Genomic DNA, 2458 nt, shown 5'->3' with positions numbered 1-2458 from the left:
GTCGACGCCGGCCACCTGCCACACGGCCGTCGACGACTCGCCCACCGCGAGCGCGAACACCCGCTTCCCGCACGGCGACGGCGGCAGCAGCGACAGGTCCGCACACTCCACCGCCCCGAGCTGCACCTCCCCGGTGCCGGGCCCCGTCGGGTACAACAGCGAGAAGAGATGCCGCTCTTCGACCCGCCGATGGATCAACACCCGCCCGTCCGCGAGGGGTTGGACCTCGGTCCCGGCCTCCTCGGGCTGCGCGCCGGGCAGCGGCACGACGTACGCCTCCGGCCCGCCCAGCGACCATCTCTCCGGGAACCACGCGTCCCCGTCCCGGGCGAGCCGCGCCCCGTACCCCCCGTCCGCAGTGATCACGCAACCCGCTCCCGTCGCCCCCTCCGCGTCCCCCGCGGCCGGTTCGATCACACAAGCCGTCATCGTCCGATCACCTCCGCCGCAGAAGCTAGTTTTCGCACGCGCGGCCGTGGGACGAGCGGGCCCGCACTTCGCTCGTACGAGTGGCGCAGAAGCGATTCCTCTGAGGCGGGGAGGGGGTATGTGCTGCGAGGGGAGGACGGGGTACGGGACCGGCGCCCGCAGCCCCGCCGCCGTAGTTATCCACAGGTATCCCCACGACCGGTACGTTCCACAGGAACCGGCAGGTAGCCTTGGGTGCGTGCCCCGTCTGTCTGAAGTCATCGCCGCGCTGGAGAGTCTGTGGCCCGCCGAGCGGGCCGAGTCCTGGGACGCGGTCGGCACCGTCGTGGGCGATCCGGAGCAGGAGGTCGGGCGGGTGCTGTTCGCCGTCGACCCCGTCCAGGAGATCGTCGAGGAGGCGGTGAAGCTCGGCGCGGACCTGCTGGTCACGCACCATCCGCTGTACCTGCGGGGCACCACGACCGTCGCCGCGTCCACGTTCAAGGGCCGTGTCGTGCACACGCTCATCAAGAACGACATCGCGCTGCACGTCGCGCACACGAACGCCGACACCGCCGACCCCGGCGTCTCCGACGCCCTCGCGGGCGCGCTCGGCCTGCGCGTCGTCCGCCCCCTCGTGCCCGACACCACCGACCCCGCCGGCCGGCGTGGCCTCGGCCGCGTCTGCGCGCTCGACCACCCGCTGACCGTCCGGGAGTTCGCCGCCCTCGCCGCCGAGCGGCTGCCCGCCACCGCGCAGGGCATCCGGGTGGCAGGCGACCCCGAGGCCGTCGTCCGCACGGTCGCCGTCAGCGGCGGCTCCGGCGACAGCCTCTTCGCGTACGTCCGCGCCGCGGGCGTCGACGCGTTCGTGACCGCGGACCTGCGCCACCACCCGGCGTCCGAGGCCCGCGCCGAGCACCCCCTCGCGCTGGTCGACGCCGCGCACTGGGCCACCGAGTGGCCCTGGTGCGAGCAGGCCGCCGCCCAGCTCGACGCGGTCTCCGAGCGCGAGGGCTGGGGCCTGCGCACCCACGTCTCCGCCACGGTCACCGACCCCTGGACCAGCCATTCCGCATCCCCCTTTGGAGCCCCCAACTGAACGCCGCGCCCGCCGACCAGAACCGCCTTCTCGACGTCCAGGCCCTCGACGTCCGACTCCAGCAGCTCGCCCACAAGCGCCGCTCGCTGCCCGAGCACGCCGAGATCGAGTCGCTCGGCAAGGACCTCACGCAGCTGCGTGACCTCCTCGTCGCCGCGACGACCGAGGAGAGCGACTGCTCGCGCGAGCAGACCAAGGCCGAGCAGGACGTCGACCAGGTCCGCCAGCGCGCCGCGCGCGACCAGCAGCGGCTCGACTCCGGCGCCGTGACCTCGCCGAAGGACCTGGAGAGCCTCCAGAGCGAGATCGTCTCCCTCGCCAAGCGGCAGAGCGACCTCGAAGACGTCGTCCTCGAAGTCATGGAGCGCCGCGAGTCCGCGCAGGAGCGCGTCGCCGAGCTGACCGAGCGCGTCGGCGCGGTCCAGGGCAAGATCGACGACGCGACCGCCCGGCGCGAGGCCGCGTACGCGGAGCTCGACGGCGAGGCCGGGACCGTCACCAAGGAGCGTGCCGTCGTCGCGGGCGCCGTCCCCGCCGACCTCCTCAAGCTGTACGACAAGCTGCGCGAGCAGCAGGGCGGCATCGGCGCGGCCAAGCTGTACGCCCGCACCTGCCAGGGCTGCCGCCAGGAGCTGGCCGCCGCCGAACTCGCCGAGATCCGCAAGGCGCCGGCGGACGCGGTGGTGCGCTGCGAGAACTGCCGCCGGATCCTGGTCCGTACGGTCGAGTCGGGGCTGTAGCGCGAGTGGCCGGGGTGCTCTCCCCGGACGACGCCGGGCAGGGGCCGCAGGCCGCGCCGGGGGACACCCCGGCCGCGCCCGCCCGCCCGCAGCGCCTGGTCATCGAGGCCGACGGCGGCTCCCGGGGCAACCCCGGGCCCGCCGGATACGGCGCCGTCGTCATCGACGCGGACACCGGCGAGCTGCTCGCCGAGCGCTCCGGCTTCCT

General features: G+C 74.3%; 2 protein-coding genes and 2 pseudogenes. 3 read left to right on the top strand and 1 reads right to left on the bottom strand.

What is annotated here, in order from left to right; translation table 11 throughout:
• Positions 1-429 (bottom strand): annotated as a pseudogene (locus AOK24_RS34520) (hypothetical protein); the annotation flags it as partial.
• Between the two features lie 238 nt (positions 430-667).
• Here AOK24_RS34520 and AOK24_RS34515 point away from each other — a divergent pair.
• The 3 genes and pseudogenes from AOK24_RS34515 to AOK24_RS49920 all read left to right on the top strand — a co-directional run.
• Complete coding sequence (locus AOK24_RS34515) at positions 668-1510, top strand: Nif3-like dinuclear metal center hexameric protein (RefSeq protein WP_055723935.1); 843 nt, start codon at positions 668-670, stop codon at positions 1508-1510.
• Positions 1507-2250, top strand: coding sequence for a zinc ribbon domain-containing protein (locus AOK24_RS34510; protein ID WP_055723936.1), 744 nt, complete (start codon positions 1507-1509; stop codon positions 2248-2250). The genes AOK24_RS34515 and AOK24_RS34510 overlap by 4 nt, the downstream gene beginning before the upstream one ends.
• 5 nt (positions 2251-2255) lie before the next feature.
• Positions 2256-2458: pseudogene (locus tag AOK24_RS49920) on the top strand (hypothetical protein); the annotation flags it as partial.

Origin of the sequence: Streptomyces niveiscabiei (assembly GCF_001419795.1) — a bacterium.
Lineage (GTDB): Bacteria > Actinomycetota > Actinomycetes > Streptomycetales > Streptomycetaceae > Streptomyces > Streptomyces niveiscabiei.
This window is presented reverse-complemented; position numbering and strand designations above follow the sequence as displayed.